Annotated in this window: 20 protein-coding genes; 9 read left to right on the top strand and 11 right to left on the bottom strand. The window is 68.6% G+C overall.

Going from position 1 to position 22,733, the window contains the following annotated elements; translation table 11 throughout:
- Positions 1 to 11: 11 nt before the first annotated feature.
- The 3 genes from PG878_RS02925 to PG878_RS02915 form a co-directional block, all read right to left on the bottom strand.
- Positions 12 to 842, bottom strand: a complete 831-nt coding sequence (locus PG878_RS02925; RefSeq protein WP_209032254.1) for a DUF6348 family protein — start codon at positions 840 to 842, stop codon at positions 12 to 14.
- Between the two features lie 192 nt (positions 843 to 1,034).
- Positions 1,035 to 1,769: a hypothetical protein gene (locus tag PG878_RS02920; protein ID WP_209032255.1), complete on the bottom strand. Its 735-nt coding sequence runs from the start codon at positions 1,767 to 1,769 to the stop codon at positions 1,035 to 1,037.
- A 228-nt stretch (positions 1,770 to 1,997) separates the two neighbouring features.
- Positions 1,998 to 2,918: a LysR family transcriptional regulator gene (locus PG878_RS02915; RefSeq protein WP_209032256.1), complete on the bottom strand. Its 921-nt coding sequence runs from the start codon at positions 2,916 to 2,918 to the stop codon at positions 1,998 to 2,000.
- A gap of 156 nt (positions 2,919 to 3,074) precedes the next feature.
- Between PG878_RS02915 and PG878_RS02910 the strand changes: the two genes are divergently transcribed.
- A complete protein-coding gene (locus tag PG878_RS02910; RefSeq protein WP_209032257.1) occupies positions 3,075 to 3,782 on the top strand; it encodes an SDR family NAD(P)-dependent oxidoreductase in 708 nt (235 codons plus the stop codon).
- A 94-nt stretch (positions 3,783 to 3,876) separates the two neighbouring features.
- On the opposite strand, the gene PG878_RS02905 is transcribed toward PG878_RS02910, so the two are convergent.
- The 3 genes from PG878_RS02905 to PG878_RS02895 all read right to left on the bottom strand — a co-directional run bounded on the left by PG878_RS02905 (position 3,877) and on the right by PG878_RS02895 (position 7,623).
- Positions 3,877 to 5,115: a sensor domain-containing phosphodiesterase gene (locus tag PG878_RS02905; RefSeq protein ID WP_209032258.1), complete on the bottom strand. Its 1,239-nt coding sequence runs from the start codon at positions 5,113 to 5,115 to the stop codon at positions 3,877 to 3,879.
- A gap of 371 nt (positions 5,116 to 5,486) precedes the next feature.
- Entirely contained in the window at positions 5,487 to 6,098 is a 612-nt protein-coding gene (locus PG878_RS02900) for a CPBP family intramembrane glutamic endopeptidase (protein WP_311186015.1), read from the bottom strand.
- Positions 6,099 to 6,297: 199 nt separating this feature from the next.
- Positions 6,298 to 7,623 (bottom strand): pyridoxamine 5'-phosphate oxidase family protein, encoded by a 1,326-nt coding sequence (locus PG878_RS02895; protein ID WP_244672713.1) that lies wholly within the window; start codon positions 7,621 to 7,623, stop codon positions 6,298 to 6,300.
- A 143-nt stretch (positions 7,624 to 7,766) separates the two neighbouring features.
- Between PG878_RS02895 and PG878_RS02890 the strand changes: the two genes are divergently transcribed.
- Positions 7,767 to 8,399, top strand: coding sequence for an SMI1/KNR4 family protein (locus PG878_RS02890; protein WP_209032260.1), 633 nt, complete (start codon positions 7,767 to 7,769; stop codon positions 8,397 to 8,399).
- A 67-nt stretch (positions 8,400 to 8,466) separates the two neighbouring features.
- On the opposite strand, the gene PG878_RS02885 is transcribed toward PG878_RS02890, so the two are convergent.
- The 3 genes from PG878_RS02885 to PG878_RS02875 all read right to left on the bottom strand — a co-directional run bounded on the left by PG878_RS02885 (position 8,467) and on the right by PG878_RS02875 (position 13,559).
- A complete protein-coding gene (locus tag PG878_RS02885) occupies positions 8,467 to 9,303 on the bottom strand; it encodes a TSCPD domain-containing protein (RefSeq protein ID WP_209032261.1) in 837 nt (278 codons plus the stop codon).
- 87 nt (positions 9,304 to 9,390) lie between these two features.
- Positions 9,391 to 10,095 carry a hypothetical protein gene (locus PG878_RS02880; protein WP_209032262.1) on the bottom strand — a complete coding sequence of 235 codons (705 nt, stop codon included), beginning with the start codon at positions 10,093 to 10,095 and terminating at the stop codon, positions 9,391 to 9,393.
- 191 nt (positions 10,096 to 10,286) lie between these two features.
- Positions 10,287 to 13,559, bottom strand: coding sequence for an LAGLIDADG family homing endonuclease (locus tag PG878_RS02875; RefSeq protein ID WP_209032263.1), 3,273 nt, complete (start codon positions 13,557 to 13,559; stop codon positions 10,287 to 10,289).
- Between the two features lie 494 nt (positions 13,560 to 14,053).
- On the opposite strand from PG878_RS02875, the gene PG878_RS02870 reads away from it, so the two are divergent.
- Entirely contained in the window at positions 14,054 to 15,487 is a 1,434-nt protein-coding gene (locus tag PG878_RS02870; RefSeq protein ID WP_209032264.1) for a Do family serine endopeptidase, read from the top strand.
- 10 nt (positions 15,488 to 15,497) lie between these two features.
- Here PG878_RS02870 and PG878_RS02865 read toward each other — a convergent pair whose 3' ends face one another.
- The gene (locus tag PG878_RS02865; protein ID WP_017916407.1) at positions 15,498 to 15,725 is read right to left on the bottom strand and encodes a hypothetical protein; all 228 of its coding nucleotides are present in this window, start codon (positions 15,723 to 15,725) and stop codon (positions 15,498 to 15,500) included.
- Between the two features lie 173 nt (positions 15,726 to 15,898).
- Here PG878_RS02865 and PG878_RS02860 point away from each other — a divergent pair, with 173 nt between their 5' ends.
- The 6 genes from PG878_RS02860 to PG878_RS02835 all read left to right on the top strand — a co-directional run bounded on the left by PG878_RS02860 (position 15,899) and on the right by PG878_RS02835 (position 20,841).
- Entirely contained in the window at positions 15,899 to 16,270 is a 372-nt protein-coding gene (locus tag PG878_RS02860) for a hypothetical protein (RefSeq protein WP_010340149.1), read from the top strand.
- A 7-nt stretch (positions 16,271 to 16,277) separates the two neighbouring features.
- Positions 16,278 to 16,754 (top strand): phage holin family protein, encoded by a 477-nt coding sequence (locus PG878_RS02855; RefSeq protein WP_209032265.1) that lies wholly within the window; start codon positions 16,278 to 16,280, stop codon positions 16,752 to 16,754.
- Positions 16,751 to 17,233 carry a hypothetical protein gene (locus PG878_RS02850; RefSeq protein WP_209032266.1) on the top strand — a complete coding sequence of 161 codons (483 nt, stop codon included), beginning with the start codon at positions 16,751 to 16,753 and terminating at the stop codon, positions 17,231 to 17,233. Before PG878_RS02855 ends, PG878_RS02850 begins: the two co-directional genes overlap by 4 nt.
- Before the next feature lie 248 nt (positions 17,234 to 17,481).
- Entirely contained in the window at positions 17,482 to 18,594 is a 1,113-nt protein-coding gene (locus tag PG878_RS02845) for an AI-2E family transporter (protein WP_209032267.1), read from the top strand.
- A 110-nt stretch (positions 18,595 to 18,704) separates the two neighbouring features.
- Complete coding sequence (locus PG878_RS02840) at positions 18,705 to 19,421, top strand: HAD family hydrolase (protein WP_209032268.1); 717 nt, start codon at positions 18,705 to 18,707, stop codon at positions 19,419 to 19,421.
- Between the two features lie 49 nt (positions 19,422 to 19,470).
- Positions 19,471 to 20,841 (top strand): leucyl aminopeptidase family protein, encoded by a 1,371-nt coding sequence (locus PG878_RS02835; RefSeq protein ID WP_209032269.1) that lies wholly within the window; start codon positions 19,471 to 19,473, stop codon positions 20,839 to 20,841.
- Positions 20,842 to 21,227: 386 nt separating this feature from the next.
- Here the strand turns inward: PG878_RS02835 and hglS are convergent, their stop codons facing one another.
- Positions 21,228 to 22,589 (bottom strand): 2-oxoadipate dioxygenase/decarboxylase HglS, encoded by a 1,362-nt coding sequence (gene hglS / locus PG878_RS02830; RefSeq protein ID WP_209032270.1) that lies wholly within the window; start codon positions 22,587 to 22,589, stop codon positions 21,228 to 21,230.
- Positions 22,590 to 22,733 lie beyond the last annotated feature (144 nt).

Genomic DNA, 22,733 nt, shown 5'->3' with positions numbered 1-22,733 from the left:
ATGAAGGCAGGTCAGTGCGCGGCGTCAGGCGCCACCGGCTCCGGCAGGCGCACCACCGCGTATTGCTTGCGGAACTCCAGGGCGCCCAGCGCCGGCCAGGTTTCGGCGTAGCGGCGCAGGCAGGCCACGCCGTCTGGAAAGTCCTCGCCGTTGACCCGGCAGTCGGCCGCCACCTCGCCGTCGGCATCGCGCGAGGCGAACAGGCGGATCCCGAGCATGCGCTGGTCCCGCTGCAGCAACGGCATCAGCGCATCCAGGCTGTTGGTGAACAGGCAACACGGGCAGAACGCGTGTTCCGTGTCCTCGCCCGCCGCGGCCCGCGCGGCGTCGCCATTCATATGCGCCACCGGCCCCAGCACCACCGTGCGCCGCACCGCGGCCTCGGCCGTGGCCGGAAACTCCATCTGCAGCGTCATGCAGCGGGCCTCGGACGGTGCCGCCACCGCCTCCGAGAGCGCCACCAGATCGGTGCGCGCCCAGGTCGTGAAGCCCGAGGCCAGGCTCGCTTCGGTGTCCTCGCCGATGGAATGCTGGAACTCGACGATCCCGTCCGGGAACAGGCTGGCGTGATGCACGCGAATGCAACTGGCCGTGCGCACGCCGCTGCGCAGCTCGGCCAGGTCCACCAGTTCGGTGAGCAGTTGCAGGCCGTTGTCGAGCACGACGACCTCGTCGTGCAAGCTCGCCGCATGCCGCTCGCGCTGCAGCACCTGCAGCAACAGCTGCTGCAGTGCGCGGCCCGGTTGCGCGTCGGGCGCCGGCTCCGACCCGGTGGCATCGTCGGTGGCATCGGCCCCACGTGGCGAGGTGCGGGACAACAGGCGTCGCAGTCGATCGATCATCCTTGCTCCAGAGCGTCCAACCCGCCATCGGTCGCCGGAAGTATGCGCAGTCGCCCGCGGCCACGGCAACCGTCGACGCCACGCGCGTCATGGCGACCAACGGACCGCATGGCGGCGCCAGCGCACCGCGTCTGTCAGTGGTTGGCGGCACGGGCGCAGCGGCCATCGGCGCGCCGCCCCACGGAGCCCCCGTCAGTGCCTGGCCGCCTCGCACAGCTTGCGGTTGAACCAGGTGGACTTGGCGATGGGCAGGTAGGCATCCCAGTCGCTGGGCGGCAGCATGGTGCTCTGCTTTTCCAGCTCGGCCTGGAACGAGGCCTCGTCGTGGCTGCGACCGGCCAGGGTGCCGTCCAGCGCCGCCAGGCACTCCTGCGGCCGGCCCAGGCGCAGCAAGGTGATGGCGCGGTCGTTGGCGAAGCGGTCGCGATCGAGCCAGTTGAGGAAACCCCCGCACTCGCCTGCGAACGCCTGCATGCCGGCCAACGCCTTGTCATAGCGCTTGCCGCGATAGTCCTGCAGATAGGCCTCGCGGCGCCGGCTGCTGGCCGCGGCGGTACAGCCGGCCGGCAACTGCAGGTAATCGCCCTCGAAGCTGGCACGCATGCCGCAGTAGTCGCGGCAGCTTTCCTCGGTCAGCGCGGCCACGTTGAACCCGCCCGGCACCGGCTTGAAGGCGAGCCTGCACGGCACGTCGCCGGCATCGTTCACCTCCGCCTTGTCGCCCTGCAGCGTGCCCGACAGCGAGCAGGTGTGGCCGTTGGCGCCGACCGACAACAGGTCGAACTGGCGCGCACCGCCCTTCTCGGTGACCCGCATGCTGCCCCAGCCTTCCTTGGTGCTGTATTCGCCGGGGGTCGGGCCGGCCGCCGACGCGGCGAACGCCACCAGCCCCACCAGCATCGCGCTCCATCCGTATCGCCGTGCCATCGCCTGTTCCTGCCTTCGATCAGAGCCGACAAGTGTGCGCCATCGCCGCGGCGGCGGACCAGTGCCGATGGCGCATCCCCGCAACGACGGCCTGTGCGACAGGCGCGGCCAGCGCGGCAGGGACGCGTCGATCAGGCGTTCGGTCGCTGGCGCAAGACAGGTCGTCGCAGGGACCGCGCCATGTTCCCTGCGCTCGCGCTGGTTAGCCGGAATGTGCGGCTGTGCAGCTCAGCGCAGCGGCATGCGCGCGCGGAACTCGGACAGAAACAGGCCGCGGAGCCACCGATGCGCCGCATCGTGCTCCAGGCGCGGATGCCACAGCATCGACACGGTGATGGGCTCGGTGACCACCGGCAGCGCGAACGTGCAAGCAGGTTCGCGCAACGTGTCGGGCTGCGCCGCCATGAACGAGGCCGGCACCAGTGCGATCAGGTCCGACGCACGCGCCATCGCCAGCGCCGCGGAAAAACTGGGCACCACGGTCGCGACATGACGCACCAGGCCCAGTTGCTGCAGCGCCTCGTCCACCGGCCCGTGCGCCCGCCCGCGCCGCGAGGCCACGACGTGGCCGAACGCCACATAGCGCTGCACGCTCACTTCCCCGTCGCGCGCCAGCGGATGACCGCTGCGCACCGCGCCGACGAAGCGATCGCGAAACAGGCCCTGCACGCGCAGTTCCGGCCCCATCTCGCTCAGCACCCCGATTTCCAGATCGGCCAATCCCTCGCGCAGCGGCCCCGCGATCTTCTGCGCCTTGGCGACGAACTGCAGGCGCACCTGCGGCGCCGACGCCGCCACTGCGGCCACCAGCATGGCCGCGAACGCCTCCACGAAGGCATCGTTGGCGCGCACGGTGAAGGTGCGCCGCAACGCCGCCGGATCCAGCTCGCCCGGCACCGGGCGCAGCACGGCGCGTGCGGCCTCCACCGCGTCGCGGGCACGCGCGCGCAGTTCAAGCGCATGCGGTGTCGCCACCATCGCGCCGCCGGCGCGGACCAGCAGCGCATCGCCGGTCACCTCGCGTAGCCGGGTCAGCGTCCGACTCATCGCCGACGCGCTCAGCCCCAGCCGCCGCGCGGCGCCGGCCACGCTGCACTCCGCCAGCAAGGCGTCGAGGGCGATCAACAGATTCAGATCCGGTTCCGGCATACGCGTTTCCCGACAATGACGAATGGACACAGGCGCCCCATGCAGGGCCTCAATGCATGCGACGCGCGTTCCGCCGGGCGACACGCACGCCTAGAGTGCGCAGACCGCCGGTGGGCCTCGCATGCCGAGGCCGTACCGGCCACGCGGAGACCCACCATGATCGACATTCCTGCACCCAAAACCGTCCTGCTGATCGGCGCCTCGCGCGGCCTGGGCCTGGCGATGGCCGAAGGCTACCTGAGACGCGGCTGGCGCGTCATCGCCACCGAGCGCGCCGGCGCGCCCAGCGCGGCGCTGCACCGCCTGGCTGCCACCGACCCACAGGCGCTGCGCATCGAACACGTCGACATCACCGATCCATCGCAGTTGGCCGGGCTGCGCGCGCGCCTGCACGGCGAGGTCATGGATCTGCTGTTCGTCAACGCCGGCGTCAAGAACGACGACCGCGAGACCGTCGCCGATGTCGCCACCGACGAATTCGTCCGGGTCATGGTCACCAACGCGCTGAGCCCGATGCGCGCCATCGAAACCTTGCGCGACCTTGTCCGCGGCACCGGCACCATCGGCGTGATGTCGTCCGGGCAAGGCAGCATCGCCAACAACAGCAATGGCCAGTACGAGATCTATCGCAGCAGCAAGGCGGCGCTGAACATGTTGATGCGCAGCTTCGCCGCCCGCCACCGCGACAGCGCGCACACCTTGCTGCTGATGGCGCCCGGCTGGGTGCGAACCGACATGGGCGGGCCGCAGGCGCGCCTGTCCATCGACGACAGCATCCCGCCCCTGATCGACACCATCGACACCGCCCACGGCCGCGGCGGTTTGCACTACCTGGATTACCTGGGCCGCGTGGTGCCGTGGTAGGCGCCGTGCGTGCGTATCGGTGGCGGGCCAGCACCGCAGTCGCCCGCCATCGCGCCACGCGTGCTTCAGCAGCCCGCGCAACGTCGAAGCGCCGCTAGCCGGTCTCCTTCAACCCGAGCGCCAGCGCGGCATCCTCGTGCAGCGGCCGCGACAGGAAGTAGCCCTGGACGAAATCCACCTGCAGCTCGCGCAGGGCCTCCAGCTCCTGTGCCGTCTCCACGCCTTCGGCCACCACCTGGGTGCCGATTTCGTGGGCGAAGTTGGTCAGCCCCTTGGCCAGCGCGCGGCGGCTGCGGTCGGAATGGATGCACTGGGTGATGCTCATGTCGAGCTTGATGACGTCCGGCTGCAACTGCAGGATGTGGCGCATGCTGGCGTAGCCGGCGCCGGCATCGTCCACCGCCACCTGCGCGCCGCGCTCGCGCAGCGGCGCCAGCGCCTGCGCCAGCGCCTGGTAGTTGCGCACGATGGCGTGCTCGGTGATCTCCAGGGTCAGGCGCGCCACCTCGGCATCGTCGCCCAGCACGCCCGCCAGCGCCGCGGAGGTCATCAGTTCCGGCGACAGGTTCACGCTGAGCCGGTACTGCGGCGGGAATCGCCGCAGATGCGCCAGCGCCTTGGCCAGCACATGCAATTCCAGGCGGATGCCGACCCCGGCCAGTTCGGCCTGCTGGAACCATTGCGCCGGCCCACGCTGCGGCACCACGTCGAAACGCGACAGGCATTCGAATCCATGCAGGCGCAGCCCCTGCAGCGCGAACACCGGCTGGAACACGATGCGCGGCGCGCCCGCCGCCAGCGCACCGTCGATCTCGTCGATCATCGCCTGCCGTTCCAGCTTGTGCGCCTCCACCTCGTGCAGGCGCAGGGCGAAGATCTCGGCGAACGCACGCAACATGCCGATGTCGCGCTCGCCCAGGTCGGGCCTGGGCAGGAAACTGAAACAGCAGAGCGTGCCGTAGATGCGCCGTCCCACCTGGATCGGCACGCTCATGTGCGCACCGATCGGAATCTCCTGCGTCGCCGGAATGCACTGCGCCGCCGGCAGCAGCGCGGTGTCGGGGATGAGCTGCGGCAACTCGCCCCGCGCCACCCCCATGCAGTAGCCATCGGCGAACGGCAGGATCTGGCCCTCGTGGATCGGCCCATCGGGCGGCCCGTCCACGTGATCGAGCACGCGGTCGCTTTCGCGGAAGCGCGACAGGAACGCCACGTCCATGCCCAGATGCCGACGCACCACGCGCAGGCAGCGGCGTAGTTCGCGGTCGCTGATCTCGCCCGACAACAGCTCGAACAACGGATGCGGTGCTGGTAGATGCTCGGTCGACGCCATCCCGCTTCTCCCCTGAAAGCGTTGCGGCCGCACTGCGCGCGCCGCGCACGGCGCTGCGCCGTAGGCGAGGTGATCGAGCAGCGGGAACCCGGACCTTCCCCCGTTGTCCAGCGGGCGACACGTCCTTGTCGTTCGACTGTAAAGCGTGACGTACAGCCGCGAAAGCGCCGGTCTGTTCAGGAACGTAGGTGTCTACGCCACCGACCGTTTCGGCGAGCGCACCGCCGCGAATTCAACGACCGGACGGACGGCGCTGCCGCGGTCAGACATGATCGACCGCCTTTCGTCGCGTCGAGCAGGCGGCCCCGCTCGCGCGACATCGACGCGCTACTCGCCGGCGCATGCCCGGCTGCCGGCGTGTGCCCAGCCCCTCAGGCGTAGACCATCAACCCCATCAGGTCCAGCGCGGCATGCGCCACGATCGCCGGCCACAGCCGCCCGGTGCGCGCCACCCACCAGCCCAGGATCAGCCCCACCACCACGATGCCGATGGTGCCGACCGGTCCCTGGTACAGGTGGTACGACGCGCGGATCGCCACGCTCACGTTCACCGCGAACGCCGGGCTGTGCCGCCGCTCCAGCGTGCGGATCACGTAGGCGCAGACGAACACTTCCTCGAAGATCGGATTGAGCAGCGAGACCAGCACCACCACGCCGGCCGACAGCGGCCCGGCCACCATCGCGTCCATCGACGGATTCACCTCCGCCGCTACGCTGTCCTTCAACAGCTCCAACGGATAGGTCGCCACCAGACAGGCGGCCAGCAGGGCCAGGCCAACGCCGATGTCACGCGCCTGCCACTGCAGCCCCAGCGCCTGCGGTGTCCAGCCGCGGAACCACAGCGTCGGCAGCAACACCGCCAGCACCAGCAGTTCGTAGAACACCATGCCCCACAGGTTCGCGTCGGAAAACGACGGCTCCACCACCGGCGCCAGCACCGCCAGCGCACTCCAGTAGATCGGCAACCCGAATGCGACTGCCACCACCAGCAGCAACTCGCCCCATCCGCCTGACGGCTCCCCACGTCCCCGCATCCACGCTCCCCTGTCGTTCGTTGCGCCCCGGAAGGGCATCGTCGCCACGTTCCACCAGGGGCGCACCGTAGCAGGGTGGCATGACCGGGGACATCGGTGGCGGCGTCACGCGGCGGCGCGCACGCGCTGCCCGCACGACCCCATCCCGCTAATACAACGCATCGCGCGTGCGCTGCGGCAGTTCCCGGTCGTAGGTATCGGCGTCGAACGCGCCATCGGCCAGATGCGCGTGCATGGTGCCGGGGCTGGGCAGGCGATCGCGCGGCAGGTGCCGCGCGGGGTCCCACAGCTGCGAGCGCACGATCGCCTTGGCGCAGTGGAAATACGCCGCGTCGATGTGCACCACGATCACGCTGCGCGGCAGGCGCTCGCCGACCGCGAACCGCGCCAGCAGATCCGGATCGACCCGGATCTCGGCACGACCGTTCACGCGCAAGGTTTCGCCGATGCCGGGGATCAGGAACAACAGCGACAGCCGCGGATCCTGCAGCAGGTTACGCAGGGTATCGACGCGGTTGTTGCCCGGCCGATCCGGCAACGCCAGCGTGAGCGCATCCAGCACCTGCACGAATCCCGGCGCATCGCCGCGCGGCGAACAGTCCAGGCCCTCCGTGCCGGCCGAGGCCAGCACCACGAACGGCGACGCGTGCACGAATGCCTGGTAGTCGGCGTTCAAATGGTCGAGTTGCTTGCGTACCGCGCGCTCGGCGGGTTGGCCGTACAGGGCTTCAAGGGCGTTGAGAGTGGTAATGCGATGCGGTTCGTGAGTATCCTGCGGCGAGGTAGGCGATGCAGTCTCTATTGGCAAGTCTGCCTTAGATATACTGGCGATCGCGGCAGCAAGCACGCTCTCATACAAGTGCAGACGTAGACGGAAATTAGCGCCCAACCAGCTGACCATCCATAGCATGGCCGCGAACATCGCCAGAATTGACAACCAGGCAGGCAACGCCAGCAGATCGCGCCAGTTACGCAAGACGACGAGCAGCGACAAGCACAGGGGTAGCAACCCCAACTTATCCACACCGCCGACAAACAGACCAAGTTTGGCAGCTAGACGTTCCTGCGCCATCTTCGCGTAACGCAATTGGTCCTCCAGCACGTCGCGTGGATAGATCAGCAACCATTGAGCTAGCTGACGCAGTTCGCCGACATCATGATCGTGCTGCAAGATCCATTGCCGGCGCACATTGGAGAATTCGTAGATGAGCAGCCCGACCGTGCGTAAAAAATAAGGCACAAAGGTGACTGTGAGCGCCAGCCCGACCTGCGACAGGAGCACCATCCAACGCTGTGGCGCGATCCAGACCAACAGCAGCGAAGGCAGCAAGGCAAGCATTGCGCCGGCCCATCCCACAGCGTTCAGCAACCGTATCCAGCGCGGCGTCGACAAAGCAGACACCGGCCCTTCCGGCATTGCCGCGATCTTCTGCTCCAGTAGCGCGAATGTCAGCGGCAGCATGATGGCATTCATGACAGCGATCTCGTGAGGTTGAACGTGAAACGTCGACTGCTACAGCATTGCCATGTCATTTTTATTGTGCCGACGGAGTTCTGCTGCGCCAGCAGGTTTCCCCGCGTTAAGATGTGGACCTTAAATTCAACATGGCGAATAGAATGCTTGAGCGAATCCGCGATCATTTGAGAGTTATTGCACCAGAAGTGGAGAAGGCACTGCTCCCGGCAGCCAACGAACTAGAGATCAAGGCGCTGCAATCAGCATTGGGGCGCCAATTGCCTGAGGATCTCGTGGCAGTCTATCGCGAAAGTGCAGGTTTGAATCCTGATGTCACAGCAAATTTCGCTCTAGGATTTTCTTTCATGGATGTGGCAACAGTGACTTTCGAGATCGAAAGAAGCTCCCGCGACAACGATGCAGGAGCTTCTGCCCAATTCGCGGACAAGGGAGTTCGCCCCGTGCTGAAACTTGGAAAGGATCGCTTGGTGATTGGAAGCGACTTTTCCCAGTGCCGCCTTTGTGTTGACCTGTCTCCCGAAGAGAACGGGACCTATGGCCAGATCATATTTATAGATCAAGAATGGGGAGTAGCACTTCTATTAGCGCGCTCGATGAATGAATTTCTTCAAAAATTCGAGCAGGACCTGTCCATGGGGAAATACAGCCTGGCGCAGGATGCTCTGGATGACGGCGTCCAGTGGCTAAGCGCGACAAGAGACATCGATGTTGGCAACTGGTACAACTCGCCAACTTGGTCGTATGTCAACCATCCCCACATTCGCAGGACATAGTTCAGCGACTTGCAGCATTAGCAGATCGCCGCGCCAAGCGCTCAAACCTGGCGGCCTTGCGGGTCGATCACCCGCACTTCGAATACCCACAATTCAAACAAGTCGCGCACCCGTCCATAATGACGAGCGCCTTGGTATTGCACTTGTGGCACATCGTGGCCGACGGCGGGAAACTCGCGCCGTCGCCGGTGACGGCGATGTCCTCTTCGTGGTCGGCGGTGGAGTCGGCGGACACCGTTCCCTCATCCGCCCTGCGGGCACCTTCTCCCGCAGGAGAAGGAACCGCCTTGCTCACTTCACTGTTTTTTTTTGAGCGCTCTTCGTACTGCTTGCGCTTCTCGGCGATCAGCGCGCGCTGGTGGTCGCTCATTTCCGGGTCGTGCAGCAGGCCGATCGACTTCATGTGCTCTTCGACGATGCTGCCCAGTTCGGCGACCAGCGACGGCATGTACACACCGCCGGCCTTGAAGTAGCCGCCCTTGGGGTCGAACACGGCCTTCATCTCGTCGACCAGGAAGGTGACATCGCCGCCCTTGCGGAACACGGCGGACATGATGCGGGTCAGCGCCACGATCCACTGGAAGTGCTCCATGGACTTGGAGTTGACGAAGATTTCGAACGGGCGGCGCAGTTCGTGCTCGGTGCCGGCGTTGAGCACGATGTCGTTGAGGGTCACGTACATGGCGTGTTCCACCAACGGCGATTTGATCTTGTAGGTGCTGCCGATCAGCACGTCCGGGCGCTCGATGCGCTCGTGCATGTGGATGATGTTGTCCGCCGGCGCTTCGGCCTCGGCAGTGGCGCGGTCGATCGACGAGGCGGGCACCGCGGCGGCGTCGCGCGCCTTGTCCTCGGGGGTGACGACGGCGTAGCCCTTGATTTTCTGGTCGATCTTGATGGCCATGAGGCGTGCGTTCCTGGAATGCGGAGCGGGACGGGCGTGGGCCCGGCCTCTCTCCCGCGCACGGGAGAGAGGGTGCGACGGGACGGCTTACTTCTTGGCGCGGGTGGCCGCGGCCTTCTTGCCGGCGGCCTTGCGCACGGCGGTCTTCTTCACCGCGGCGCTCTTCTTGGCGACCTTGGCGGTGCTCTTCTTGACCGCCTTGGCAGCATTGCCCACGGCCTTCTTGGCGACGGCCTTGCGGGCGCCCACGGCCTTCTTCACCGCGCTCTTCTTGGCGACCACCGACTTCTTGGTCACGGCCTTCTTGGCGGCGACCTTCTTGACCGCCTTCTTCGGCGCGGCCTTCTTGGCGGTCACTTTCTTGGCCGGAGCCTTCTTGGCGACGGCCTTTTTCGCAACGGCCTTCTTGGCAGCGGCCTTCTTCGCCGGCGCCTTCTTCGCAGCCGCCTTCTTGGCGGTCTTCTTGCCGCCCTTGGTCAGCGTGGCCGCTTCGGCCTGGGCGCTGGCCTTGGCCGCTTCCAGCTTCTTGCGCGCGCTGGCGACGGTCTTCTTGACCGCCTTGCCGGCCTTCTCGGCGCGCTTGGCCACGGCCTTCTCGGCCTTCTTCACCGCCTTGCGGGTCTTGGCGACCTGGTCCTGCACGCGCTTCTGCACGTTCTCGGCGGTCTGCTTGACGCTGGCGACGGCCTCGCTGGCGGTGGCGGCGATGCTCTCGCCGACGTTGGTGGCGGTTTCTTTCACGTTCTCGGCGACCTGCGTCAGCGTCGCCGTGACGCCATTCCCATTACTCATAAAACCCTCCTCAGGGTGTCAGTGTTTATGTCACGCGGGCGATGCTATACCGATTGCAGCGAAGCGGGGAGCCGGAAACGGCGACACACGGCGAACGGTGGGGAAGCGTTGGGGAAGCACGGCGCGCCGCGCTCCAGGGCTTTCCACCGCCGCCCTCCCCTCCGCCGGCGCGAAGGGGAGACGGGACGGCGTCAGAACTTGCCGTAATACCCTTCTTTCAGCGCATCGAACAGGTTGGCGGCGGTGTGCATCTCGCCGTCGTATTCGATCTGTTCGTTGCCCTTGACCTCGACCACGCTGCCGTCTTCCAGCTCGAAGCGGTAGGTGGTGTTCTCCAGGTCCGCTTCCTTGACCAGCACGCCCTGGAAGGCGGCCGGGTTGAAGCGGAACGTGGTGCAGCCCTTCAGTCCCTGCTGGTGGGCGTAGCGGTAGATGTCCTTGAACTGCTCGTAGGGATAGTCGGTGGGGACGTTGGCGGTCTTGGAGATGGAGCTGTCCACCCACTTCTGCGCGGCGGCCTGCACGTCCACGTGTTCCTTGGGGTGGATGTCGTCGGCAGCGATGAAGTAGTCCGGCAGGCGCGCGGCGGCGTCCTCGGCGAACGGCATCGCCTTGGCGTTGACCAGGTGGCGGTAGGCCAGCAGTTCGAAGGAGAACACGTCCACCTTCTCCTTGCTCTTCTTGCCCTCGCGGATCACGTTGCGGCTGTAGTGGTGGGCGAAGCTCGGCTCGATGCCGTTGGAGGCGTTGTTGGCCAGGCTCAGCGAAATGGTGCCGGTGGGGGCGATGGAGCTGTGGTGGGTGAAGCGCGCGCCCACCTCGGCCAGTTCCTCGACCAGCGCCGGCGCCACCTCGGCGATGCGCTGCATGTAGCGGCTGTACTTGGCGTGCAGCAGCCGGCCTTCGATGCGCTCACCGACGCGCCAGCCGTCGCGCGCCATCTCCGGGCGCTGCCGCAGCATCGCCGCGGTCACCTCGAAGGTTTCCTGCATGATCGGCGCCGGACCCTTTTCCTTCGCCAGCGACAGCGCGGTCTCCCAGCCGGCCACGGCCATCTCGCGGGCGATGGACTCGGTGAACTCGCACGACTCTGCGCTGCCGTACTTCATGCGCAGCATGGTCATGGTCGAACCCAGGCCGAGGAAGCCCATGCCGTGGCGGCGCTTGCGCATGATCTCGTCGCGCTGCTGCTGCAGCGGCAGGCCGTTGACCTCGACAACGTTGTCGAGCATGCGGGTGAACACCCGCACCACTTCCTTGTATTCCTCCCAGTCGAAGCGGGCGCGCTCGGTGAACGGCTCGCGCACGAAGGTGGTGAGGTTGATCGAGCCGAGCAGGCAGGCGCCGTAGGGCGGAAGTGGCTGCTCGCCGCAATTGTGGGCGTGCAGACCGTTGCCGTCGAAGGTGTTGATCCCAGGGACTTGCACGTCGTAGACGTCTTCGATGCCATCGGCGGCCACCGACTGCACGGTCGCCACGAAGCGCTCGCGGTTCAACTGGCGCCGGTAGCCGGACAGCAGCGCCTTGAGGCGGTTGGCCTTGGCGGTGTCGGCAAAGCCCACCCGCCGAGCGAAGGCATCGAGGTTGTCGCCGCTGACGACCAGTTCGTGCTGCGCCTTGGTGGCGTAGGCACGCGTGCCGCCGTGCCCGTCGGGGAGCAACGCCGTGCCGGCGGGACGCCGGTCGCGGTAGATCTGCGAGGCGATGCCCAGCCGCAACAGCATGCGCTGCGCTGCCTCCAGCCGCGCCAGGTCGGACTGTGCCAGGCGCACGCTGACGCCCTTCTCCTGGCTGCCCTGCACCGAGCCGTCGGTGTCGAACAGGCCACGCAGGAAGCCGCGATGGAAATCGCTGGAGGTCTTCTCGACGGCCGGCGTGATCGCCTTGTCGCCCGGACGCAGGCCCAGCTCCAGGGCCAGATCGCGCAAGGCGGCCGACTTCAGGCGGTACTCGCCACGGTCGCGCACCTCGCTCCAGCCGGCGAAGTCGGCACGGTGCGGCAGGCTGCGCGCGCAGCGCAGGGCTTCGTCCATCAGCGCCACCGGTGCCAGTGGCGCCGCATTGACGGCGGCGGCCTGCGACCAGACAGACAACACGGCGGCTTCCTGCTTGAGCGTGCCGTCGCCCACCAGCATGCCGAGGAGGAAACCTTCCTCATAGCTGCGCGCGCCGCTCCACTCCGCACCGGCACGGTGATTGTTGAGCAGCACCCGGTCGCCTGCGACCAGTTGGTCCGCCTGGCACCATTGGGTGTCCAGCGACCAACGGGTCTGGCGCACCACGCGCCGCACGCGGTGGTCCGCGGTCAGGCGCAGCGCGTAACCTTCCTGCGTCTGCAGTCGCACCACCTGCTTGTGCGCGGTCTTGAAGAAACCCTCCGCTCCGGTGGCATGGTCGCCGCCATCGACCCGCGCCAGGAACTGCGTTCCCAGCAGATCGGCGACCTGACGCGGTCCCTCGGCGGTCTGCACCCAGGTATCGGCGGTCACGCACGGATTGGTCGCGCGGATGTTCTCGCACCACCAGTTGTTGTTCATTTCGTTGACGCGGTCGATCAGGATGAAGCCCGGCTCGGCGTAGTCGTAGGTGGAGACCATGATCATGTCCCACAGGTGGCGGGCACGGATGTGCCCGTACACCTTGCACGCGACCAGGCCGTCGTCGCGCACGATGTAATCGTGGTGCGTGGGCCAGTCGCGCCACACCACGGCGCTGGCGTCGGCCAGGTCGATGTCGGCCTCTTCCTTGCGGTTCACCGGGAACACCAGCGGCCAGTCGGCGTCCTGCTCCACCGCCTGCATGAAGCCGTCGGTGATCAGCAGCGACAGGTTGAACTGGCGCAGGCGCCCGTCCTCGCGCTTGGCGCGGATGAAATCCTTCACGTCCGGGTGGGACACGTCGAAGGTGCCCATCTGTGCGCCGCGGCGGCCGCCGGCCGAGGACACGGTGAAGCACATCTTGTCGAAGATATCCATGAACGACATCGGCCCGGAGGTGTAGGCGCCAGCGCCGGCCACGAACGCGCCGCGCGGGCGCAGCGTGCTGAACTCGTAGCCGATGCCGCAGCCGGCCTTGAGGGTCAGCCCGGCCTCGTGGACCTTCTCCAGGATGCCGTCCATCGAGTCGGTGATGGTGCCCGACACGGTGCAGTTGATCGTGCTGGTGGCCGGCTTGTGTTCCTGCGCGCCGGCGTTGGAGGTGATGCGCCCGGCCGGGATCGCGCCGCGGCGCAGCGCCCAGGTGAAGCGCTCGAACCAGTAGGCACGCAACTCGTCGGTGGACTCGGCATCGGCCAGCGCCCGCGCCACGCGCAGGTAGGTGCCGTCGATGTCGGCATCCAGCGGATCGCCCTGCTTGGTCTTGAGCCGATACTTCTTGTCCCAGATGTCCTGCGACGCCGGCTGCATCGGGATGGGGTCGTGCTTGGATCCGGTCTGGACGACTTCCAGGCGCACCGTACTCATTCTGCTGTGTTCTCCTCGAACCTGTCCCGATGAAGCGGATGGGTGGTCATCCGCCGTGTGTCTTGTCTATATCGCACTTGCGCTGCACGGCAGCGACGGCCGCGGCAGCGCACGCGGCGCCCGCCCTCGACCGATCAAAAATCCCCTGATTCCGCGACGTTTCCTGTCACCGTCCCGTCATGCACCGCCGAGCGCGCCCCTGGATGTGAAGTCCCGGTGAAGAAAACCCTAGTTCTAGTGCCGTACCGAACCGATACCGCTACATGTAGTGGCTAATGCAAGCGTGAACGCTAACGCCGGGCAGGCCGACTGTCAACGTCGTCGCGCGCCGATCACATGCACCGAGAGGCTGTGCACGCGGAGCGCAGTTGCGGCCTTGCGCAGGCGGCCCCGGAGCGCTTTCACTGGCGGTTAAACGCCGCGCGTTCATCTTGATTTACGCGCACGCGCGCCCATCTGCCCCACGTCTCCCGCGTTCCCCGGAAACCGACCCCATGCGACCGCTGCCCACGCTGCTGACCCTGACCGCCGCCGCTGCCTTCGGCGGTTTCGCCGCCACCGCGATCAATGCGCAACTGGACAACCGTGCCGAGGCCGCGCCTGCCACGGCGCCGCCGCTGTCCGCGGCCGCGCGCCTGCCGTCCTCCGTGGCCGGCGAGCCGCTGCCGTCGCTGGCGCCGATGCTGCAGAAGGTGATGCCGGCGGTGGTGAGCATCAACACCAAGCAGGTGGTGCGGGTGCGCAATCCGTTCTTCAACGATCCGATCCTGCGCCGCCTGTTCCCGGACATCCCGCAGGAGCGCATCAACGAGTCGCTGGGTTCGGGCGTGATCATCGACGCGAAGAACGGCTACGTGCTGACCAACCACCATGTGGTGGAGAACGCCGACGACGTGCAGGTGACCCTGGCCGACGGGCGCAGCTTCAAGGCCGAGTTCATGGGCTCGGACGCGGACACCGACATCGCGCTGATCCGGATCAAGGCCGACAACCTCACCGAGATCCGCCTGGGCGACAGCGACAAGCTGCGGGTGGGCGATTTCGTCGCGGCCATCGGCAACCCGTTCGGCTTCACCCAGACCGTCACCTCCGGCATCGTCTCGGCGATGGGCCGCAATGGCATCCGCGGCCTGGGCTACCAGAACTTCATCCAGACCGACGCCTCGATCAACCCCGGCAACTCCGGCGGCGCGCTGGTGGACCTGCGCGGCGAACTGGTCGGCATCAACACCGCCAGCTTCAACCCGCAGGGCAGCATGGCCGGCAACATCGGCCTGGGCCTGGCGATCCCGTCGAACCTGGCGCGCGCGGTGGTCGACCAGTTGATCAAGAACAACGGGGTGATGATCCGCGGCACCCTGGGCATCGAGACGCAGAACCTGACCTCGCAGATGGCGCAGGGCCTGGGCCTGTCGGCCCCGCGCGGGGCGCTGGTGACGCGGGTACTGGCCGGCTCGTCGGCCGCGGCCGCCGGGCTGCAGCCGGGCGACGTGGTCGTCGCCGCCAACGGCGAGCGCCTGGACAGCGCCGAGGCACTGCACAACTACGAGGGCCTGCAGCCGGTGGGCAGCACCGTGACCCTGGACGTGCGCCGCGACGGCAAGCCGCTGCAGTTCAAGGCCACGCTCAAGGAGCAGCCGCGCGCGATCAGCGGCGAGTCGCTGGATCCGCGGCTGAGCGGCGCCACCTTCGCCGACCTGCCCGAATCGCTGCGCCAGTCCGGCATCTCCGGCGTGCTGATCGGCAACGTGGCGCGCGGCAGCCGCGCGGCGCGCAACGGCCTGGCCAGCGGCGACATCGTGGTGGCCGCCTCGGTCGGCGAGTTCGCCGACCTGGCCAGCTACCGCGCCAACTTCGCGCGCAAGCCGGCACAACTGGTGCTGCGCGTGGTGCGCGGCGGCGCGCAGGCCGACCTGGTCATGCAGTGAACCGGCGCGCTCAGTCCAGGCGCGCGGCGTAGTCGTCGCGCACGTGTTGATTGAGGTAGGTGGTCAGGCCGCGCCCGGCCGCGGCCAGGCGCTGCATCTCCATGACATGGAGCAGGCCGGGATGCTGGCGGTCGTAGCGGTAGGTGGCGCCGTCGGCGAAGCGCAGCACGATCCAGTCCGGGCCGCTGTCGTAGGCGACCACCCCGGCATGGCCGCTCCGGTTGCCGTATGCGTGCATGACAGGTCCTCCGGACTTGGCCGCTCGGCGGCGAGCGCCGACACTATGGCGCACGGCTTGCGGCGACGAGCTAACACCCCGTACACCCCGCCGATGGTATTGGTGTCGCCCCGTTCTGCGCAGCGTCCGCATCGGCGGACGGCAGGCCCCCAAACCCCAGAGGAGACATGCCCATGAATGCCAGCCCGACCAATACCGAGAACCTCAAGGACAACCTGAGCGAAGCCGGCGCGCACCTGAAGTCCGCGGCCAGCTACGCCGGCGACGCGATCAAGGGCGCGGCCGGTGCCGCCGGCGAGGAACTGAAGCTGGGCAAGGCCAACGTCAAGGCCGAGCTGTCCGACAGCGCCCTGTCCGGATTGGCGGCGGCCGAGTTCGGCGGCGCGGCGGCGAAGGAGCAGGTGGACGTGCTGCTGGACAAGGGCCGCGACCTGATCGACAGCGCTGCCGAACTGATCCGCGAGCGTCCGCTGGCCTCGTTCGGCGTGGCCTTCGCCACCGGCTGGATCATCGCCAAGCTGGCGCGCAGCGGCGGCGACAAGTAAGCCGCGCGTGAGCGAGGAGCAGGCCCGCACCGACGGCGCCGCGGCAGACGCCGCGGCCGCACCGTCGCTGGAGGAATCCTTCCGCGCGCTCGGCACGGCCGGGCGCGAAGGACTCACCGCCACCCTGGACACCGGCCGCGCCCTGCGCAAGCTGGTGGCCGCGGACTTCGCCCTGGCCCGCGCCGCTCTGGCGCGGGCCTTTGTATGGATGACCGTGGCGGTGGCGTTCGGCGCCTCGGCCTGGATGCTGCTGATGGGCGCGATGATCGCCTTGCTGCAGCGCATGGGCTGGTCGTGGCTGGCGTCGATCTCGGCGACCGCCGCCTTCAGCCTGGTGGTCACCGCGCTCGGCGCCTGGCAGGCGCTGCGCTATTTCGACATGAGCAAGCTCGACGCCACCCGCCGCCAGTTGGCCAAGCTGGGCATCGGCGGCGACGACGAGGACGGCGACGAAGACATCGCCAAGCGTGAGGCCACGCCATGAGCCTGCGGCAATTGCAGCACCGTATCGCCCGCGCCGAAGCGGTGCTGGAAGGACGCCAGGAGCAGGTGCGCACGCATTGGGCGACCCTGCAGCAGGTCTGGCGCGAAGGCTGGACGCCGTGGCGGATCGTCGTGGTCGGCCTGGGCACCGGCTTCCTGGTCGGACGCGCGGAGCCGGCGGCGGTGGTCGGCAAGCTCGGCGGCGCACGCTGGCTGCAGATGCTCAGTGCGGTTTCGAGCCTGATCAACGCCACCACCGCCAAGAGCGCGTCCGATAACGCCGAGCGCGCCTCCGACGATGCGGAAGAGGCTGCGGACACGGCACAGGACGCGGCGGTGGATGCCGCCACCCAGACACCGCCGCCCGCCACACCGGTTCCCCCATCCCCTGCGCGTCCGCAGCCGGTACGGCCACCGACGGCCTCGCGCCCCGGGCACCCCGCCGCCGCGGAAGCGGCGACCGATCTGTCCGAGCGCTAGGGCGTCCCCGTTGTAGGAGCGGCTTCAGCCGCGATGGGGCTTTCCCGGTAACGCCTGTCGCGGCTGAAGCCGCTCCTACGACGGGCGCTGCAGCCGGTGTGATGACTGGGCCGCCACGCGGCGCGCACGCGGCGGCCACACGGCCTTGATACCGCGCCGGCCACGATCGGCCTACACTTCGCTTCCTTTCCGTCGCCGCTCGGCGCGTGCACTGCGGCACGCGGCGCGGCCACCGCATCGCAGGTTCGATGAGCACAGTTCCCGATTCCGCGGCCGTCGCCGACGACGCGCCGCACGGCGCCCTGCCGCCACCGCCCGCACCGCGCCCGCGCGGACCGGTCTCGCTGGTGGTGCTGGCCACCCTGGCGGTCTGCTACACGCTGTGGGCCGCGCAGGACGTGATCCTGCCGATCCTGCTCTCGGCCTTCTTCGCCCTGGTCGGCAACCCGATCCTGCGGGTGCTGCAACGGCTGTACCTGCCGCGCTTCCTGGCCGCGCTGCTGGTGCTGCTGTCGGGCATGGCGGTGGCGACGACGCTCACCGTGCAACTGGCCGGCCCCGCCGCCGAGTGGGCGCAGCAGGCGCCGGCGCAGCTGCGCCATCTGGCCACCCAGGTGCGCGACCTGACCAAGCCGATGCAGCAGGCCAACCAGGCCGCGGAAAACTTCGCGCGCGCCGCCGGCGGCGAGAGCGGCCGCCGCGTGCAGGTGATCCGCACGCAGATGGACGATCCGTACAAGGCGCTGGTGCGGACCCCGCGGCTGGCCGCCTCGGCGCTGGCGGTGGTGCTGCTGACGTTCTTCTTCATGGTGTTCGGCGAGAACCTGCAACGCCATGCGATCGCGTTGCTGCCCAGCCGCCAGCAGCAGAAGTTCACCACCGAGATCCTGCGCTCGATCGAACGCGAGGTCTCGCGCTACGTGTTGACCATCACCGTGATCAATACGCTGGTGGGCCTGATCTTCGCCGGCATCCTGATCGTGCTGAAGATCCCGCCACAGGAAGCGCTGCTGTGGGGCACGGTGGTGGCGCTGCTGAATTTCGCGCCCTACGTGGGGCCGCTGATCGGCGCGGTGCTGATGCTGCTGATGGGCTTCGTCGCCTTCCGCGACCCGCTGAGCGCGGCGCTGCCGGCGATCCTGTACCTGGCCCTGCACACCCTGGAAGGCCAGGTGGTGACGCCGATCGTGCTCGGCCGGCGCATGGCGATCTCGCCGCTGATGCTGATCCTGGCGCTGATGCTGTTCGGCTGGCTGTGGGGCATGATCGGCCTGCTGCTGGCGGTGCCGCTGCTGGTGTGCATCAAGATGGTGCTGGCGCGGGTGGACGGGATGCAGCGTTGGGCGCGGTTGCTGGAGTGAGGCCGGAATTGGGGAGTCGGGATTGGGGATCCGCGGAAGCGCGCGCGCTGTCTACCGGGCGTGAGGCGCAGGGGTATCAGCGCTTGGCGTAAAATGCGCCGGTGACTTCCATGCCCTCCTTCCCCGTCCGCGCGATCACGCTGGATCTGGACGACACCCTGTGGCCGTTCGCGCCGATCGGTGTGCGCATCGAGCAGGTGCTGCACGACTGGCTGCTGCAGCACAGCCCGGCCACTGCCGCGCGCTTCCCGGTCGCGGCGATGCGGCAGTTGCGCGAAGAAGTGTTCGCCGCGCATCCGCACCTGCACCACGACCTCAGCGCACTGCGTCGGTTGACGCTGCGCCGTGCGCTGCAGGACAGCGGTGCCGACGAAGCGTTGCTGGAGCCTGCGTATGCGGTGTTCCATGCCGCGCGCAACCAGGTGGAGTGCTACCCGGACAGCATCGCCGCGCTGGAGCGCATCGCCGCGCGCGTGCCGGTGGTGGCGCTGAGCAACGGCAATGCCGACCTGGCCACGATCGGCCTGGACCACCATTTCGCCTTCCAGCTCAGCGCCCGCGAACACGGCGCGGCCAAGCCGGACCCGGGCATCTTCCGCGCCGCCTGCGCGCGCCTGGGCCTGCCCTGCGCGCAGGTGCTGCATGTGGGCGACCACATCGAGATCGACGTGGTCGGCGCGATGCAGGCCGGCCTGCGCGGCTGCTGGATCAACCGCGAGGCGCAGGCCTGGCATCCGCCGACCCCGCCCGACCTGCACTTCGACACCCTCACCGGCCTGGCCGACTGGCTGGACGCGACCCAGCCGGCCGCCGCGGCGCGCGCCTGATCCGCGCGCCCTCGCCCGCCGGTCCTCTCCCTCTTCCAAGGATCCGCTGATGTCCCTGCCGACCGGCTTCACCGACGCCTCCACCCACGCCCTGCCGCTGTACGTGCTCGACCGCGAACACCTGGCCGAATGGCGCGCGGCGCAATCGCCGGCGTGGGTGGCGTGGATGGATACCCAGCAATTCATGGCCGCGCCGGGCAGCGTGCTGCTGCTGCCGGGCGCCGACGGCGTGGCCGCGGCGGTGCTGGGCGTCGGCGATCGCGGCGATGCATATGCCTACGCGCATGCGCCGTTCGCGCTGCCGGCCGGCAGCACCTGGCGGGTGGAAACGGCGCTGGACGCGGACACGCTGGCGGCGCTGCATCTGGGCTGGGGTCTTGGCAGCTATCGCTTCGCCCGCTACAAGCAGCCGCCGCGGCTGCCGGCGCAGTTGCTGGCCACACCGCAGGCCGAAGTGCGCGACCTGATCGCGGCCAGCCTGCGCGTGCGCGACTGGGTCAACACGCCGACCGAGCACATGGGGCCGGAGCAACTGGAAGAGGCCGCACGCGCGATCGCGCAGGAACACGGCGCGCAGTTCGAGAGCATCGTCGGCGACGCGCTGCTGGAGCAGAACTTCCCGGCGATCCATGCGGTCGGTCGCGCCTCGCACCGCGCGCCGCGGCTGCTGGTGCTGCGCTGGGGCGAAGACGCGCATCCGCACGTGGCCCTGGTCGGCAAGGGCGTGTGCTTCGACACCGGCGGCCTGGACCTGAAGCCGGCCGATGGCATGCGCAACATGAAGAAGGACATGGGCGGTGCCGCGCACGCACTGGCGCTGGCCGGGCTGGTGATGGCGCAGCGCCTGCCGCTGCGGCTGACCGTGCTGCTGCCGGCGGTGGAGAACGCGGTCGGCCCGAACGCATTCCGTCCGGGCGAGGTCATCGCCACCCGCCAGGGCACCAGCGTGGAAATCGACAACACCGACGCCGAAGGCCGCCTGGTGCTGTGCGATGCGCTGGCCTACGCCAGCGAGCAGCGCCCCGACGCGATCCTGGATTTCGCCACCCTGACCGGTGCGGCACGCATCGCCCTGGGTCCGGACCTGCCGGCGCTGTTCTGCAACGACGAGACGCTGGCGCAGGCCTGGATCGCCGCCGGCGAGCGCACCCGCGACCCGGTCTGGCGCATGCCGCTGTGGCGCCCCTACCTGCGCTACCTCACCAGTTCGGTCGCCGACCTGGCCAACGCCGGCTCGCGCATGGCCGGCGCGGTCACCGCCGCGCTGTACCTGGAGCGCTTCGTACCGGCACGGCAGGCGTGGGCGCACCTGGACGTGTACGCCTGGAACGACAGCGACCGCCCCGGCCGCCCGGCCGGTGGCGAAGCGCTGGCGCTGCGTTCGGCATATGCCATGCTCAAGGCGCGTTACGCTGGGTAAGCCGCGTTCGATGCGGCTGCGCGGCCGAGGTCGCGCAGGCTGGCGCTGCTGCGCCGGTGGCTAGGCAATAGCACGCGGTTCATTGCCGCGTATGCATCTCGTGCAGGAGCCACTTCGGCTGCGATGCGGCGGTGTGCGGTTTGGTCGCCTTCGGATGCCGTCGGGACTGAAGTCCCTCCCACAGTGTCTCCGTCGCGCCGACCGCGCCCTCGTAGGAGCGGCTTCAGCCGCGACGCGCGGCGGTGTGAGCAGCGTTGTTGTCTTCGGACACCATCGGGACTGAAGCCCACTCACAACGCACCGCCACATCGGTCGTGTGCGTGTAGCGACACGACGATGGGAAACCGCTGTTGCGATTCCCCAATCCCTATTCCCCAATCCCTGCCTCAGCCCGCCAACGCCTGCAGCGAATCGCGTTCGATGCCGGCGTAGATGGCGAACTCGTCGTGCACCGTCGCGCCCAGCGCCTGCTCGAACGCGGCGCGGTTGGCGTGCGCGGCGTAGGCGCGCTGTTCGCCGCCGCCGAGGTTGGACTGGAAGATGCCGGCGGCGCTGACCGGCAGGAAATCCTCGTAGACGATCGGGTCGGCGCTGGCCAGGCCGTCGGCGATCAGCGCTTCGGCCGGCTTGCCGGCCAGGGCCGCGGCGCCCGCGGCGCGACCGGCGTCGGTCAGTGCGTAGCGGAAGTAGCCCAGGCCCTCGCGGCGCAGGGTGGCGTAGTCGTCCGGGAAATCGGCGAAGGCCGCCTGCAGGCGCGTGGCGTAGTCGGCACCGGCGCTGCCGTCGGCGGCGCGTGCGCGTTCCAGCAACGCGTCGTACAGCGCGCGGCCCTTCGGCGTCAGGGCCAGGCCGCGCTGTTCGATCTCGCCGAACCGCGCGGTATGGGTGCCGGCCTCGGCGCCGTCCGCGCCCGCGGGGAAGCGCACGGTTTCCTCCAGCGCCTTGAAGCTGGTCTGGCGCAGCAGGATCGGGCAGGCGCGGCGCGGCGGGCCTTCGATCACCGCCTTGGCGTCGATGCCCCGGCGCAGCATCTCCGCCTGCGCCGCATCGATGTCCAGGGTGCGCGGGGTCAGGTGGTTGATGTGCGGACCGTGGAAGCTGACCACATCGGCGATCAGCTTGTGCGCCTCGCTCAGCGCGCGGTAGGTCGGCAGGCTCACGGTGGCATCGCTGTGCCAGCGGAAGGTCTCCAGCGCCTCGGCGACGAAGCGCTGCGCGTCGCCGTCGACCAGGCCGCCGTCGCGTTCGCACTGCGCGATCAGCGCAAGCGCGCCGTCGGTGAAGATGCGCCGCTTGGCGAGGATCTGCGCGGCCTGTTCGCGCCGTGCCGGGTCCTCGATCAGCTCCAGCCGCAGCAGCGAAGTGAACACGCGGAACGGATTGCGCGCCAGGGCCGCGGCATCCAGCGGGCGGAACGCGGTGGAGTGCACCGGCACGCCGGCCACCGACAGGTCGTAATAACCCACCGGCGCCATCCCCATCACCGCGAACAGGCGGCGCAGGGTGGCCAGTTCCTCGGCGGTGCCGACACGGATCGCGCCATGCCGTTCCTGGTCCAGGCGCGCGCGTTCGTCGTTGCGCTGCAGCTGCGCCTCCAGCGCCGGGTCGGCGGCCAGGGTCTGCGCATTGACCTGCGCCACCAGCGCCATCAGCGTGCCGTACAGCGGCACCTCAGTGCGGTACATGTCGGACATGGCCTGCGCGAACAGGCTGCGGATAGCGTCGGGCGAAACGAAGGCGTTGGTCATCGGGCGGTCCGGAGCGGCAATGGCGCCGGCGGCAGGACCGGCAGAACGCCTATTCTCGCGCCGTGGCGGCGGCGCGGCCAGTGTGGATGAATGGGCGGCGGCGCGTAACGGTGCGGCACGGGAGTGGCCGGCAGCGCCGTCTCC

It is taken from the genome of Xanthomonas hawaiiensis (assembly GCF_031834635.1).
GTDB lineage: Bacteria > Pseudomonadota > Gammaproteobacteria > Xanthomonadales > Xanthomonadaceae > Xanthomonas_A > Xanthomonas_A sacchari.
Note: the sequence above shows the minus strand (reverse complement) of the source record. Positions and strands in the feature narration are given on the sequence as shown.

What these genes read in the sequence shown, in the direction of transcription:
- PG878_RS02925 (WP_209032254.1), bottom strand. Translation starts at nt 842, where the DNA reads ATGATCGATCGACTGCGACGCCTGTTGTCCCGCACCTCGCCACGTGGG.
- PG878_RS02920 (WP_209032255.1), bottom strand. Translation starts at nt 1,769, where the DNA reads ATGGCACGGCGATACGGATGGAGCGCGATGCTGGTGGGGCTGGTGGCG.
- PG878_RS02915 (WP_209032256.1), bottom strand. Translation starts at nt 2,918, where the DNA reads ATGCCGGAACCGGATCTGAATCTGTTGATCGCCCTCGACGCCTTGCTG.
- PG878_RS02910 (WP_209032257.1), top strand. Translation starts at nt 3,075, where the DNA reads ATGATCGACATTCCTGCACCCAAAACCGTCCTGCTGATCGGCGCCTCG.
- PG878_RS02905 (WP_209032258.1), bottom strand. Translation starts at nt 5,115, where the DNA reads ATGGCGTCGACCGAGCATCTACCAGCACCGCATCCGTTGTTCGAGCTG.
- PG878_RS02895 (WP_244672713.1), bottom strand. Translation starts at nt 7,623, where the DNA reads ATGAATGCCATCATGCTGCCGCTGACATTCGCGCTACTGGAGCAGAAG.
- PG878_RS02890 (WP_209032260.1), top strand. Translation starts at nt 7,767, where the DNA reads ATGCTTGAGCGAATCCGCGATCATTTGAGAGTTATTGCACCAGAAGTG.
- PG878_RS02885 (WP_209032261.1), bottom strand. Translation starts at nt 9,303, where the DNA reads ATGGCCATCAAGATCGACCAGAAAATCAAGGGCTACGCCGTCGTCACC.
- PG878_RS02880 (WP_209032262.1), bottom strand. Translation starts at nt 10,095, where the DNA reads ATGAGTAATGGGAATGGCGTCACGGCGACGCTGACGCAGGTCGCCGAG.
- PG878_RS02875 (WP_209032263.1), bottom strand. Translation starts at nt 13,559, where the DNA reads ATGAGTACGGTGCGCCTGGAAGTCGTCCAGACCGGATCCAAGCACGAC.
- PG878_RS02870 (WP_209032264.1), top strand. Translation starts at nt 14,054, where the DNA reads ATGCGACCGCTGCCCACGCTGCTGACCCTGACCGCCGCCGCTGCCTTC.
- PG878_RS02865 (WP_017916407.1), bottom strand. Translation starts at nt 15,725, where the DNA reads ATGCACGCATACGGCAACCGGAGCGGCCATGCCGGGGTGGTCGCCTAC.
- PG878_RS02860 (WP_010340149.1), top strand. Translation starts at nt 15,899, where the DNA reads ATGAATGCCAGCCCGACCAATACCGAGAACCTCAAGGACAACCTGAGC.
- PG878_RS02850 (WP_209032266.1), top strand. Translation starts at nt 16,751, where the DNA reads ATGAGCCTGCGGCAATTGCAGCACCGTATCGCCCGCGCCGAAGCGGTG.
- PG878_RS02845 (WP_209032267.1), top strand. Translation starts at nt 17,482, where the DNA reads ATGAGCACAGTTCCCGATTCCGCGGCCGTCGCCGACGACGCGCCGCAC.
- PG878_RS02840 (WP_209032268.1), top strand. Translation starts at nt 18,705, where the DNA reads ATGCCCTCCTTCCCCGTCCGCGCGATCACGCTGGATCTGGACGACACC.
- PG878_RS02835 (WP_209032269.1), top strand. Translation starts at nt 19,471, where the DNA reads ATGTCCCTGCCGACCGGCTTCACCGACGCCTCCACCCACGCCCTGCCG.
- hglS (WP_209032270.1), bottom strand. Translation starts at nt 22,589, where the DNA reads ATGACCAACGCCTTCGTTTCGCCCGACGCTATCCGCAGCCTGTTCGCG.